We start from the raw sequence: 12,637 nt of genomic DNA on the forward strand, positions 1-12,637 counted from the left end.
AATGAGAAGGGGAAAGGGATATAGGAATACAACTTATTTAAATAAGTAAGGAAAAATAAATTTTATCAACAGAAATTAACAAAATGTGACAAAAATCTATTAACGAAATGTATTTTTTGTGTTAATATTCAAAATATAAAGGGTATTCGTCGTATGGAAATGGAGGGAATGGAGGTTTTTCCAATCGATAAGGATATTAAAGAAGTATTTTGTTCGCACTTGAAAAACAACAGGCACCAATTCGTAGAGAACTGGAAAAACAAAATGATAATTTCCGAAAAAGATCCATTTAAACAAGAGGTAGTTCAAAATGGAGCGAATTTATTAGAGTTAATTATCGAACTTATTATGGAAGATAAAGACATTAATTATCTTCAGCCATTATGTGAGAAAATTGCCATTGAGCGTGCAGGGGCAGATGCGAATATTGGAGATTTTGTTTACAATGCAAATGTGGGAAGAAATGAACTTTTTGAAGCAATGTGCGAATTGGATGTAAGTGCTCGTGAACTGAAACCGATTATGGCCAAAATACATACTTGTTTTGACAAATTAATTTATTATACCGTTTTAAAATACTCAGAAATTATATCGAGAAATTTAGAAGAAAAACAGCAATATATAAATGAAACACATAAAGAAAGGCTTACGATTCTAGGGCAAATGTCGGCTAGTTTTGTGCATGAATTTCGTAATCCGCTAACTTCGATTATGGGATTTGTAAAGTTATTGAAGACAGATCACCCTAATCTATCGTATTTAGATATTATTTCACATGAATTAGATCAATTAAATTTTAGGATTTCGCAATTTTTACTTGTATCGAAAAAAGAAATGTGGAATGAATCTGAACGTTTTTTGGTAAATGACTTATTTCAAGATATTATACAATTCTTATATCCAAGTTTAGTTAATGCAAATGTTTTGATTGAAAAGAATTTGCCGTATCCTATTCCACTCGTTGGTTACCGGAGTGAAGTGAAGCAAGTAGTTTTAAATATTTTAATGAATTCGATTGATGCTCTTGAATCGGTGAAAGAAGAGCGAAAAATTATCATTGATGTATTTGAAGAGGATCAGGCTGTTCGCATTGTTATAAAAAATAATGGACCTATGATTCCAGCAGACAATGTAGAGACTATTTTTGAGCCATTTGTAACTACTAAAAAGCTAGGTACTGGTATTGGACTATTTGTATGTAAACAAATTGTAGAAAAACATAAAGGATCCATATTGTGTCGTTCGGATAACGATTGGACAGAATTTCAAATTACGTTTCAAAAGTAAACAGTCTACACCATGCGAATGGTGTAGACTGTTTTAATTTGTAAGTATAACGGTCTCTAATTTTGGATCCTCAGTTGAATAACCAACTATTGAAATTGTGTAAATTGTATTTGGTTCAACGTTGAATTTTGGAATGGTTAATAGTACTTTTTTTGTATCAGCAAGTGAAACTTCAATATCTGCTGTACCAGGGCTAACTTGTAAAAAATCTGTTATTTGCTTAAAGAGTACATTTTCAAATAAATGATCCCCATCTTTTAAATTTACATTTACAACTGGAGTGTCTGGTGAAAAATGTGCAAACCGTATTTTTGCTTGACCAGATGGTAAATGAGTATTATCAAGAAGGGGTTGTAATTGGAGATGATTATCGCTATTGACCGCTGCAAGGGTATAAGTGTGATTCCCCATTATTGGTACTAATGCTGAAAATATTGGAGTTTCGTTTCCGACAGGGACAATATCAATACGGTATTTACCTTGCACTAATGATAAATAAGGACTGAATTGTTTAAAAGAAATATTTTTAATAACCTTTTGTCCGTTTATTATAATATCAACTGCTGGTGTATGGGGAGCTGTGTGGAAGATTCTCATATGTGACGGTAAAGTCGCTTCTTGTGAATCTCTCTTTTCATATGCTTGTACAAGTTTTGTAATTGCATCATAGTATTTCATATAGAGTTCTACATATCTTTTAGGATTGCTATATTGATAGTAACGAGCGAGCTGTTCGTAACGTGCAGCTTCTTGGCCGTATTTTTCAATTTCGGATTGAGTCATGAACATTCCTCCTTTATCATCATTACAAATATATGCGAAGCTAGAAAGAGGTTATGCAAAAAACTTGCCTTTCTAGAAGGAAAAGTTTAAATGGGGATTTTTTTATTTATAGGCAAACACACATACAAATCGATAATTGTCCTACATAAATTATAAAGGAAAGGTAGTTTGACTTTGATGGAAGGAGTGGAACCATTGGGATGGGGATATTCCCATAGTTATTGGGAATGAAGTTATGGAGGATTTGGTGCTATAGGCTGTGGGACGAATTATGGATTTGTATTATGAGTATTTCTATTAATTTTAGTGATGCGTTGGATAAGGTAATACCGATAAAAGAGCGTCGTGCCGAACTGATTAATGTGGTTAATCGGTTCTTTTTTTATTGTTCTAAACAGGTGGTACTATTTGTTAAGAAATAGTTATGATAAATGAGGCGAAGTAAAATGTCGAATTTTGTTTGAAAATATGCAATATAAAGTAGGATAATAGGAAGGAGAATAACGGGAGTTTCGTCGAAGTTTACACAATGTCAGCAATTGAGGAAAGTTGATATTATATTAAAAAAATATTCAATTTGCTGTTATCTTAAATCAGGAAGGGGTATTTAAGCGTACAGGTAAGGTTGGTCTTCATTTTTAGTTCTGAATTTTCTGTTTTTAAAATAATATTTAGCAGTCATTTGTATATTTTATAATAGTTTTTTGATAAATTCACTGCTTTTGCAGAGGATTCTTTTTTATGAAAGAAACGTCAATTTTCTTCATATACATATACAAATTGGAGAAATGGGGGAGCGCTATGCGCGATTACTTAATTAAACCACTTGTTGGTCAGCCGTATCCGATGATTTCACATGGAAAAGGTGTGTATTTGTATGATCAAAACGGAAATAAATATTTTGATGGTTCGTCTGGAGCGATTACGGCAGGTATTGGACATGGCGTAGCAGAGATAGCAGAAGTTATAAAAAAACAGGCAGAGGAGATCGCTTTCGTTTATAGATCACAGTTTACGAGTGAACCAGCTGAAAAATTAGCGAAGAAGTTAAGTGATTTATGTGTAGGAGATTTGAACTGGAGCTTTTTTGTGAATAGTGGTACGGAAGCAAATGAAACAGCTATGAAAATCGCAATTCAGCATTTTCAGGAGCGTGGCATTCAAGGGAAACATAAAATTTTGTCACGGTGGATGAGCTATCACGGGATTACAATGGGAGCTTTATCTATGTCTGGGCATCCACTGCGCAGACAACGTTTCGTTTCTATTTTGGAAGATTATCCGACTATTCCAGCTCCATACTGTTTTAGATGTCCTGTACAAAAGGTATATCCAACATGTCAACTTTCTTGTGCGACTGAACTAGAAAGAGCGATTGATCGAATTGGTGCAGAACATATTGCAGCTTTTATTGCTGAACCGATTATCGGAGCTGCTGGAGGAGCGGTTGTCCCACCGAAAGAATACTATAAAGTAATTAAAGATATTTGTAGTCATTACGATATATTATTTATTGCGGATGAAGTAATGACTGGACTTGGTCGTACTGGTGCATGGTTTGCGATGGAGCACTGGGGTGTAGAACCGGATATTATGACCCTTGGTAAGGGGCTAGGAGCAGGTTATACACCAATGGCAGCAACAGTTGTAAGTGACCGTGTTATGGAGCCAATTTTACGTGGATCACGTTCTGTAATGAGCGGGCATACGCTTAGTGCAAATCCATTGTCTGCAGCAACGGCTTTAGCTGTTATTGAATATATGGAGAAACATAATTTACCTGAAAAAACAGCAGAAAAGGGAGAGTATTTATTAAAAGGTTTGCAGAAAGTTCAGCAACAATCGACAATCATTGCCGATGTGCGTGGAAAAGGATTGCTAATTGGAATAGAATTGCAACCGTTTACAAAAGCGTCGGAGCTTATTTCAGTTGCTGCTAAAAATGGACTGCTCTTATACCAAGCTGTTTCAGGGCAAGCAGGAAAAGAGGATAGTGCACTGCTTGTTGCACCACCAATGACAACTACATATTCCGAGTTAGATGAATTACTTTCAATTTTTGTAAAGAGCGTGGAAGAGATGATGCAAAAAGGAGGGCATAGTATCGCATGACAACTATTACAAATACATTCGGTAAATTAAAAGAAATAGAGGAAGTAATTTCTTTGTTCCATGATGATATGACATTAATGTTTGGGGGATTTGGAGGAATCGGATCCCCTCCATCTTTAATTCAAGCTGTTTTAGATAAAGGCATTACAAATTTAAATTTAATAGGAAATGATACTGGATTTCCTGATGTAGGAATCGGTCGTCTTGTTACGAATGAAAGGGTTAAATCTTTAGTTACTTCTCATATTGGGTCAAATCCAAATGCGGGAAGACAATTAAATGAAGGAAGATTGCAAATTGAATTCTCTCCGCAAGGAACACTCGCAGAGCGTATTCGCGCTGGTGGTGTAGGGCTTGGTGGTATTTTAGTTGACGTTGGTGTTGATACGATTGTAGAAGAAGGAAAGCGTACAGTTGAAATGAATGGAAAGACATATTTAGTTGAAACAGCTTTAACGGCTGAAGTCGCAATTGTATATGCGAAAAAAGCGGATCCGTTTGGCAATCTTGTATTTGATAAAAGTGCTCGTAATATGAATCCACACGTAGCTATGGCTGGTGACATAACGATTGTAGAAGCAGAAGAAATTGTTCCACTTGGAAGTTTAGATCCAGAAGAAATTGTCGTCCCAGGTGTATTTGTAAATTATATTGTGCCATCGGAAGGAGTGAATTGGAAATGGGTATGGGCGTAGAAGTAAGAGATAAGATTGCAAGACGTGCAGCGAAAGAAATTCAGAATGGTATGCTTGTAAATTTAGGTATTGGAATTCCATCGCTTGTACCGAATCATTTGCCAGAAGATATGAATGTTATGTTTCATGCGGAAAACGGTATTGTTGGTATGGGACCAACGCCAAGTAAAGGGAATGAAGATGAGAATTTATGTAACGCAGCTGGTTTACCAACATCTCTTATTACAGGAGCAAGTTATTTTGATAGTTGCATGGCGTTTGGCATGATTCGAAAAGGATTACTTGATGTTACGATACTTGGTTCGTTACAAGTAAGTGAAAATGGTGATTTAGCGAACTGGATTGTACCAGGAAAACGCGTTCCAGGTATTGGAGGAGCGATGGATTTAGCGCAAAAAGCGAAGCGGGTCGTTGTTGTGATGAATCATGTTGATAAATACGGAAATGCAAAGATTGTTTCGGAATGTACATTGCCATTAACTTCGAAAAAATGTGTAGATTTAATTATTACAGACATGGCTGTCATGGAAGTGACCCAAAGAGGACTTGTCTTACAAGAATTAATGAGTCCATATACTGTAGAAGATGTAAAACGACATACGACAGCTGATTTTCATATAAGCTCAAATTTACTAGTAATTGAGTGAGGGGAGTTGTAATATATGGAGCAATTAAAAAAACAAGTTTGTGATTATATTGAGGGTCATGAAGAAGAGAGTGTAAAATTTTTAACACGATTAATTCAAGAAAAGAGCGTATCTGGTGATGAAAGTGGTGCGCAGGCAATTGTTATTGAAAAGTTGCGTGAGTTAGGTCTAGATCTTGATATTTGGGAGCCTGCTTTTAATGAAATGAAAGATCACCCTTATTTCGTATCACCTCGTACAAGTTTTACAGATAGCCCGAATATTGTAGCGACTTTAAAAGGAAGTGGCGAAGGGAAATCTATGATTTTAAACGGGCATATTGATGTCGTGCCAGAAGGGGATGTAAATCAGTGGGACCATCATCCATATAGTGGAGAGAAAATAGGAAACCGCATATATGGACGTGGAACAACAGATATGAAAGGCGGCAATGTCTCACTTATGCTTGCGATGGAAGCGATTATTGAATCTGGTATTGAACTAAAAGGTGATATACATTTTCAAAGTGTAATAGAAGAAGAGAGCGGTGGGGCAGGAACATTAGCCACTATTTTACGAGGATATAAGGCAGATGGTGTTATTATTCCTGAGCCGACGAATATGAAGTTTTTTCCGAAACAACAAGGATCAATGTGGTTTCGTCTACATATAAAAGGAAAAGCAGCACACGGTGGTACACGTTATGAAGGAGTAAGTGCAATTGAAAAAAGTATGTTTGTTGTAGAGCATTTGAGAAAATTAGAAGAGAAGAGAAATGGTCGAATTACAGATCCGTTATTTAAGGGGATTCCGATTCCAATTCCAATTAACGTTGGGAAAATTGAAGGGGGAAGCTGGCCAAGTTCTGTTCCCGATTCATTAATTTTAGAAGGAAGATGTGGTATTGCGCCGAATGAGACTATAGAGGCAGCAAAAGAAGAGTTTGAGGGCTGGATTGGTGAATTAAAAGATGTGGATAGTTGGTTTGTAAAAAATCCTGTAGAAGTAGAATGGTTTGGGGCTAGATGGGTTCCTGGTGAACTAGAAGAAAATCATCCACTTATTACAACGCTTCAACATAACTTTGTTGAAATCGAAGGGAACGAGCCGATTATAGAAGCTTCGCCATGGGGAACAGATGGAGGTTTGTTCACACAAATAGCTAACGTACCCACGATAGTATTTGGTCCAGGAGAGACGAAAGTAGCACACTATCCAAACGAATATATAGAAGTTGATAAAATGATTGCTGCCGCAAAAATAATTGCATGTACATTACTAGATTGGTGTGAGGTGAAAAAATGAAATACTATGAATCTTTTAGTGAACAGACAAAGCATTATACAGTAGAAGGGGTTTTAGATTATTTTAATAAACGTATTAGAGTTGATCACTATACAGGAAATGTTGAAAGCATCATACAAACAATCGATGAATTAGCACAGAAACATTCTTTCACTAAATGTATTATTAAAGGAAAGGGAGAGCATGTTTCAACATGGCTCTCTTTCGGTTTCTTACTGGAAGCAACGATACCTCATTATTTTCAAGGGCACGATGCGCACTTCTTCGTGAAATATCATAATGATGAAAGACGAAATAGTATTCATTGGACTGAGGAAGATACTATTTTAAGTGGTGTAAAAGAAAAAGAAGTGAAAGAAAAAATAGTCCCAGAGGAATTTGTGTTAAGAAAAGCGACAGAAGAGGATGCGGAAGAATTAGCAATTGTCTTTGGAAAAGTATTTGAAGTTTATCCGACACCTTTAAATGATGGGAATTATGTAAAGCAGACGATGAAGGAAGACGATACAATTTACTATGTTTATGAATTCGAGGGGAAAATTATTAGTACAGCATCTGCTGAAATGAACGTGAAAGAAGGTAATGCAGAATTAACGAATTGTGCTACATTACCTGAATATCGAAAACATGGTTTCATGAAAAGTCTGTTAATTAAATTGGAGGAAGAGCTCCAAGAAAAATCTATTTTTTGTTCTTATACAATTGCTCGCTCGCTATCTTTCGGTATGAATGCAGCCTTTCATCAATTAGGCTATACATATACGGGAAGGCTTGCGAATAATTGCTACATTTTTGATAAGTTGGAAGATATGAATATATGGGTGAAAGATTTATCCAGCTATTCGAAAGCAGTAAGACTCCCGCCTCAAAATTCGGCTGTAAAGCAAAGAAGTTAGGTGGGAGTCGGGTTAATAATAAAGCCCCACTGATTAAAGTTTCACTTAACCATAAATAAGCAATAAAAATATATATACATTTCATCAAAATAATAGAACGGAATCGTCATGCTTATAATCGCGCAGAGGGTGCCGGAAATTCGGCGTTGAATTTGCTGGATTTTCGGCAAAAGGGGGGATGACATTGCTAGCAGTTTCGACACAGGAAGTCATTGAAGCGATTTTGGGCAGTATAGATGAGGCCATACATGCAGTAGATGAAAATGGGACTACAATATTTTATAATACAGTTGCTGCAAAACATGATGGATCTAAAATTGAAAATGTGCTAGGAAAGCATTTATTAGAAGCATTCCCGTCATTATCCAGAGAAACAAGTACGTTGATGAAAGTATTAGATACAAAAAAACCAATCGTACACCAAGTTCAACATTACCAAAATTTAAATGGGGAAGACGTTTGTACGGTCAATACAACGTTACCTATTTTAATAGATGGAAATATTGCTGGTGCTGTAGAAATTGCGAAAGATTATTCTACTATTCAAAAGCTTACTGATACGATTGTAGATCTACAATCGAAAATAAAACGATCGACTAGCAAAAAAACGGTGAAAAAGCATGTTGCATTCGAGACAATTGTAACTGATGATTCCCGCTTTAAACAGACGAAAGAGTTAGCACAAAAAGTAGCGCCAACTGATGCGAATGTTTTAATATATGGTGAAACTGGAACGGGGAAAGAGCTATTTGTGCAAGCGATTCATGAAGCTTCTAAACGAAAAAATAAGCCGTTTATTGCACAAAACTGTGCAGCTTTGCCAGAGTCGCTATTAGAAAGTTTGCTGTTTGGCACGACAAAAGGTAGTTATACAGGGGCAATCGAACGAGCAGGATTATTTGAACTTGTAGATGGAGGGACATTATTTTTAGATGAACTGAATTCAATGCCGCTCGATTTACAAGCAAAAATGCTACGTGTATTAGAAGATGGAGTTATTCGTCGCATTGGTGATAATAAGACGAGAAAAGTAGATGTTCGCGTTATTACTGCAATGAATCAGCCTCCAGAAGTATGTTTAAGAGAAAATAAAATTCGCACTGATTTATACTATCGATTAAATGTGTTTTCATTATATATCCCGCCGCTTCGCGAAAGAACTGAGGATGTACTGTTATTAGCGTCTTACTTTTTGAAAGAATATAATAAAAGTTATAAAAAAGGTGTACTTCAAATTGATAAGGAAGCGAAAGAAAGATTACAAGCTTATCAATGGCCTGGAAATGTTCGTGAGTTAAAGCATACGATTGAACATGCTGTCATTATTACAGAAGGGAATTCGTTAACAGCAAATTGCTTGCCACGAACATTTCGGAAAGAGAAACTTCCGAAGAAGAAAAGTATATTACCGCTTAGGGAAGCTCTTCATCAAATGGAAAAGGAATTAATAGATCAAGCGTTAATTGAAACGGAAGGGAATATTTTGCAAGCAGCAAAAATGTTAGGTATTCCGCGTCAAACGCTTCAATATAAACTGAGCAAGTATGACAAAACCGCCGAATAACCGGCGGTTTTTGTGTGTTTGCACCAATAAAAGAGCGTTTACATATATAACAAGTAATGAATATGATAGTAAATATCGTTTTAGTACAGCACTTAAAAATATTTATTCTCTTATATAATAGGGTATTTCTCGCATTTACTTATCAAGAATATGAAGTTGGCATAATTATTGCTTATATAAAGGATGAGCGTATAAAAAGGGGGAATAGCAATGTTACATGATGTATACAAACCAAATCGTCACTGGAAGGATATTGAATTATGGAAAGATGTTACAGAAGAACAATGGAATGATTGGGTTTGGCAATTAACGAATACGATCAAAACTTTAGATGATTTAAAGAAAGTAATTAACTTAACACCTGACGAAGAAGAAGGCGTTAAAATTTCAACGAAAACGATCCCGTTAAACATTACACCGTACTATGCTTGGCTAATGAATCCTGATGACCCACGCTGTCCGATTCGGATGCAATCAGTACCGATTTCGGAAGAGTTATATAAAACAAAATATGATTTAGAAGATCCTCTTCATGAAGATGAAGATTCACCAGTTCCAGGATTAACTCATCGTTATCCAGACCGTGTACTATTTTTAGTAACGAATCAATGTTCTATGTATTGTCGTTACTGTACACGTCGTCGTTTTAGTGGACAAATTGGAATGGGCGTACCGAAAAAGCAATTAGATGATGCGATTGCTTATATTAGTGAAACACCACAAGTACGTGACGTTTTAATTTCTGGCGGTGATGGACTTCTAATTAATGATAAAATTTTAGAATATGTATTAAAGAATTTACGAGCAATCCCGCATGTTGAGATTATTCGTATCGGAACGAGAGCACCAGTTGTATTCCCACAGCGTATTACAGAAAACCTGTGTAACATAATTAAAAAATACCATCCAGTATGGTTAAATACTCATTTTAACACTTCTATTGAGATTACAGAAGAATCGAAACTAGCATGTGAAATGCTTGCAAATGCAGGTGTTCCAATTGGAAACCAAGCTGTAATTTTAGCTGGAATTAATGACAGCGTTCCAATTATGAAAAAACTTATGCATGATTTAGTGAAAATTCGTGTTCGTCCATATTACATTTATCAATGTGATTTATCAGAAGGTATCGGTCATTTCCGTGCACCAGTTTCGAAAGGTCTTGAAATTATTGAAGGCTTACGTGGACATACGTCTGGTTATGCAGTACCAACTTTCGTTGTCGATGCACCGGGTGGAGGCGGAAAAATTGCGCTTCAGCCAAACTATTTAATTTCACAAAGTGCGGATAAAGTTGTTCTTCGTAACTTTGAAGGGGTTATTACAACGTATCCAGAACCAGAAAACTATATCCCAGGAAGAGCAGAAGGCTACTTTAAAGAAATTTATCCGACTTATGAAGAGAAACGTTCTGATATCGGCGTTGCAGGATTGATGAGTGATAAGAAATTTAATCTTGTTCCAGATGATTTACAACGTATGAATCGCCGCAAAGATTATGAAGTCAATGAAACGCATGCTTCTTTAAAAGATAAACGTGATAAGCGTGATCAATTAAAAGATAAAAAATATCAAGCACAAATAGCAAAGTTAGATGATGACAAAAAAAATGAGGGTGACGTAGTATGAATTGTATGTGGTGTGACAGTACAGAAGCGAAAGAAAGCTTGAATACTGTATATTGGGAATTACCAGATGGTACGAAAGCCATTGAAATCCAAGAGACACCATGTATTACTTGTTCCTCATGTGGAATGGACTATCAAGCAGACCATACTGTAAAAGAAATTGAAGATCAGTTGTTTTTAATTTATACGAAAGATTTGCCAAAACAACTAACATACGAAGAGTTGATGGGAAGACCACGTTTATTAAAAAGGAATTATTTCGACTTTTAACCAGCTTTTATGCTGGTTTTTTTCTTTTTTGCCTTGTATAATGTACCCAAGTTAGAAAGGTAGGGAATATTTTTGAAAAAGACATTTTACCATTATATGATGAAGCACCGTGCAGCTTTATTTAAAAATGAAATATCAGATTTAGCAGAGGCGATGTATGATGATTTAAGTTTTCCGAAGCAATCTGAAGACTATGATGTAATTAGTTCATACTTAGAGTTAAGTGGAATGCTAGAAAGTATGTCTATATTTGATGATGCATGGGATTTATATATACAAGAGAGATAACGATATGAAGTTTTAGGAAAATGAAAGCATAATGAATACATTACTTTGAAAGAAGTGAAATATTCATTATGCTTTTTTATTTACAATACGTCTTGTTGTTAGAACATAAATGAAAAGTGAAAGCTAGTTTAAATACTAGCTTTTTTAAGTTATATACAAATTCTACTTTTTTATTGAAAAAATTTATGAATATAAGCTTCTGTGATAAGCGTTTTTATGTAGGTTGCATATACTGTTATCAAAATCACGACGTTTAAAAAAGGAGAGATATTGATGGCAAGGAAAAAACAACCTAAATATAACGTAGGGGACATAGTCGTGATTACGCTATATGGAACCGTTGGGAAAGTTACAAATATGAAAGTTTTAGATGGAGTTTACGTATACGAAGTAAATAATCACGATGGATTTTATGTAGAACAAACTTTGCAGCATGTTACAGAGCAAGAAATGAAAAAGGGCGACACAGAGTGGATTGAATTAAATTATAACTTTACGTTTGGTGATCTCGTGCAAGTAACTGGATATGATAAAGATGTTTTTCGTATTGTTGGTTTTCGTACAGAAGTATGGAGATATAAAAATGATGCATGGGAAGATACTATATATGAATTGTCACGAATTACTGATGGTGAATGGTTAGAAGCTGATGAATCGGATTTAACATTACTTGCCAATGCACAAACGGCAAATGCAATTTTGAAGAAAATGAAACAAGATAAAGCGGGTATGAATAAATTAGATTTAGGAAAATTGAAGTCAATTAACAATTCGAAAAAAGTAAGTGTAAAGACGAATCGCCAAGAAATTATTGATGGGTTATTAGATATTTATAATGATTATCATTTATTATTCGATACATTTAAAGATGAAGAATATAAAATTGTTATGGATGTTGTTCAAAATTATTTAGTTAAATTGACAGAGAAAAAATAGTTAACTAGAAAGAGAGAATAAATTGAACAACAACATATGCAGTATAAGGTATGCCTACAATTATTAAAAAAATAAAAAGCCATTTAATAAGAGAGTCTGCCCATTGATCTTCATGCATGAACTCTTCTTTTGTTTGCCCTACTTCTTGATCTACTTCATATTGGTATTCCATTATTATTTCCCCCTTTGGATAGCTTGTACTAACATCGTATGCCCTTTACCTACATGATATGACTTATAAAAAAGA

13 protein-coding genes are annotated in these 12,637 nt (G+C 35.2%); 11 read left to right on the forward strand and 2 right to left on the reverse strand.

Annotation, left to right across the window (positions count from 1 at the left end):
• Window positions 1-153: 153 nt before the first annotated feature.
• Window positions 154-1,287 (forward strand): BA2291 family sporulation histidine kinase, encoded by a 1,134-nt coding sequence (locus QCI77_RS11350; protein WP_002031784.1) that lies wholly within the window; start codon window positions 154-156, stop codon window positions 1,285-1,287.
• Window positions 1,288-1,320: 33 nt separating this feature from the next.
• On the opposite strand, the gene QCI77_RS11355 is transcribed toward QCI77_RS11350, so the two are convergent.
• Window positions 1,321-2,070: a DUF4397 domain-containing protein gene (locus QCI77_RS11355; protein ID WP_002065232.1), complete on the reverse strand. Its 750-nt coding sequence runs from the start codon at window positions 2,068-2,070 to the stop codon at window positions 1,321-1,323.
• 801 nt (window positions 2,071-2,871) lie between these two features.
• Between QCI77_RS11355 and QCI77_RS11360 the strand changes: the two genes are divergently transcribed.
• From QCI77_RS11360 to QCI77_RS11405, 10 genes are all read left to right on the forward strand, one after another.
• The gene (locus tag QCI77_RS11360; RefSeq protein WP_033708325.1) at window positions 2,872-4,182 is read left to right on the forward strand and encodes an aspartate aminotransferase family protein; all 1,311 of its coding nucleotides are present in this window, start codon (window positions 2,872-2,874) and stop codon (window positions 4,180-4,182) included.
• Window positions 4,179-4,877, forward strand: coding sequence for an acetate CoA-transferase subunit alpha (gene atoD, locus QCI77_RS11365; RefSeq protein WP_002085805.1), 699 nt, complete (start codon window positions 4,179-4,181; stop codon window positions 4,875-4,877). Before QCI77_RS11360 ends, atoD begins: the two co-directional genes overlap by 4 nt.
• Window positions 4,862-5,524: a CoA transferase subunit B gene (locus QCI77_RS11370; protein ID WP_002127246.1), complete on the forward strand. Its 663-nt coding sequence runs from the start codon at window positions 4,862-4,864 to the stop codon at window positions 5,522-5,524. Before atoD ends, QCI77_RS11370 begins: the two co-directional genes overlap by 16 nt.
• A 15-nt stretch (window positions 5,525-5,539) precedes the next feature.
• Entirely contained in the window at window positions 5,540-6,808 is a 1,269-nt protein-coding gene (locus QCI77_RS11375) for a peptidase (protein WP_353824931.1), read from the forward strand.
• Window positions 6,805-7,704, forward strand: coding sequence for a putative beta-lysine N-acetyltransferase (gene ablB, locus QCI77_RS11380; RefSeq protein ID WP_353824932.1), 900 nt, complete (start codon window positions 6,805-6,807; stop codon window positions 7,702-7,704). Before QCI77_RS11375 ends, ablB begins: the two co-directional genes overlap by 4 nt.
• Before the next feature lie 178 nt (window positions 7,705-7,882).
• Window positions 7,883-9,268, forward strand: coding sequence for an arginine utilization transcriptional regulator RocR (rocR, locus tag QCI77_RS11385; RefSeq protein WP_353824933.1), 1,386 nt, complete (start codon window positions 7,883-7,885; stop codon window positions 9,266-9,268).
• Between the two features lie 210 nt (window positions 9,269-9,478).
• A complete protein-coding gene (kamA, locus tag QCI77_RS11390; RefSeq protein WP_002012651.1) occupies window positions 9,479-10,897 on the forward strand; it encodes a lysine 2,3-aminomutase in 1,419 nt (472 codons plus the stop codon).
• Window positions 10,894-11,166, forward strand: coding sequence for a YokU family protein (locus tag QCI77_RS11395; RefSeq protein ID WP_002085797.1), 273 nt, complete (start codon window positions 10,894-10,896; stop codon window positions 11,164-11,166). The genes kamA and QCI77_RS11395 overlap by 4 nt, the downstream gene beginning before the upstream one ends.
• A gap of 72 nt (window positions 11,167-11,238) precedes the next feature.
• Window positions 11,239-11,454 carry a YozE family protein gene (locus tag QCI77_RS11400; protein ID WP_002085796.1) on the forward strand — a complete coding sequence of 72 codons (216 nt, stop codon included), beginning with the start codon at window positions 11,239-11,241 and terminating at the stop codon, window positions 11,452-11,454.
• A 273-nt stretch (window positions 11,455-11,727) separates the two neighbouring features.
• Window positions 11,728-12,390: a hypothetical protein gene (locus tag QCI77_RS11405; RefSeq protein WP_002012647.1), complete on the forward strand. Its 663-nt coding sequence runs from the start codon at window positions 11,728-11,730 to the stop codon at window positions 12,388-12,390.
• A gap of 4 nt (window positions 12,391-12,394) precedes the next feature.
• Here the strand turns inward: QCI77_RS11405 and QCI77_RS11410 are convergent, their stop codons facing one another.
• Window positions 12,395-12,562, reverse strand: a complete 168-nt coding sequence (locus QCI77_RS11410) for a DUF3930 family protein (RefSeq protein WP_000456534.1) — start codon at window positions 12,560-12,562, stop codon at window positions 12,395-12,397.
• Between the last annotated feature and the right edge of the window lie 75 nt (window positions 12,563-12,637).

Source organism: Bacillus cereus group sp. MG9, from assembly GCF_040459995.1.
GTDB classification, from domain to species: Bacteria; Bacillota; Bacilli; order Bacillales; family Bacillaceae_G; genus Bacillus_A; species Bacillus_A mycoides.

Excerpts from the sequence above, each read along its gene's own strand:
- QCI77_RS11375 (WP_353824931.1), top strand. The coding sequence starts at position 5,540 with ATGGAGCAATTAAAAAAACAAGTTTGTGATTATATTGAGGGTCATGAA.
- QCI77_RS11355 (WP_002065232.1), bottom strand. The coding sequence starts at position 2,070 with ATGACTCAATCCGAAATTGAAAAATACGGCCAAGAAGCTGCACGTTAC.
- QCI77_RS11360 (WP_033708325.1), top strand. The coding sequence starts at position 2,872 with ATGCGCGATTACTTAATTAAACCACTTGTTGGTCAGCCGTATCCGATG.
- kamA (WP_002012651.1), top strand. The coding sequence starts at position 9,479 with ATGTTACATGATGTATACAAACCAAATCGTCACTGGAAGGATATTGAA.
- QCI77_RS11395 (WP_002085797.1), top strand. The coding sequence starts at position 10,894 with ATGAATTGTATGTGGTGTGACAGTACAGAAGCGAAAGAAAGCTTGAAT.
- atoD (WP_002085805.1), top strand. The coding sequence starts at position 4,179 with ATGACAACTATTACAAATACATTCGGTAAATTAAAAGAAATAGAGGAA.
- QCI77_RS11350 (WP_002031784.1), top strand. The coding sequence starts at position 154 with ATGGAAATGGAGGGAATGGAGGTTTTTCCAATCGATAAGGATATTAAA.
- QCI77_RS11410 (WP_000456534.1), bottom strand. The coding sequence starts at position 12,562 with ATGGAATACCAATATGAAGTAGATCAAGAAGTAGGGCAAACAAAAGAA.
- ablB (WP_353824932.1), top strand. The coding sequence starts at position 6,805 with ATGAAATACTATGAATCTTTTAGTGAACAGACAAAGCATTATACAGTA.
- QCI77_RS11370 (WP_002127246.1), top strand. The coding sequence starts at position 4,862 with ATGGGTATGGGCGTAGAAGTAAGAGATAAGATTGCAAGACGTGCAGCG.
- rocR (WP_353824933.1), top strand. The coding sequence starts at position 7,883 with ATGACATTGCTAGCAGTTTCGACACAGGAAGTCATTGAAGCGATTTTG.
- QCI77_RS11405 (WP_002012647.1), top strand. The coding sequence starts at position 11,728 with ATGGCAAGGAAAAAACAACCTAAATATAACGTAGGGGACATAGTCGTG.